The organism is Halalkalibacter oceani, from assembly GCF_023715705.1.
Taxonomy (GTDB): domain Bacteria; phylum Bacillota; class Bacilli; order Bacillales; family Bacillaceae_D; genus Halalkalibacter; species Halalkalibacter oceani_A.
This window is the reverse complement of sequence record NZ_JAMBOS010000106.1, coordinates 1-277: the sequence shown is the minus strand read 5'-3', so window position 1 is coordinate 277 and position 277 is coordinate 1. Positions and strand designations below refer to the sequence as shown.

Sequence of the window (277 nt, the reverse complement as noted above, 5' to 3'; positions counted from 1 at the left end):
ACCGAAGTTGTTCGTCGATTAGAGTATAAACTCCATAGAAAGGAGGTGATCCAGCCGCACCTTCCGATACGGCTACCTTGTTACGACTTCACCCCAATCATCTGTCCCACCTTAGGCGGCTGGCTCCGACGCATTTTTGCAAATGCTCTTGGTTACCCCACCGACTTCGGGTGTTACAAACTCTCGTGGTGTGACGGGCGGTGTGTACAAGGCCCGGGAACGTATTCACCGCGGCATGCTGATCCGCGATTACTAGCAATTCCGGCTTCATGCAGGC

General features: G+C 53.8%; 1 rRNA gene. It reads right to left on the bottom strand.

The features are described from left to right. Positions 1-38 precede the first annotated feature (38 nt). A 16S ribosomal RNA gene (locus tag M3212_RS21850) occupies positions 39-277 on the bottom strand; the annotation flags it as partial.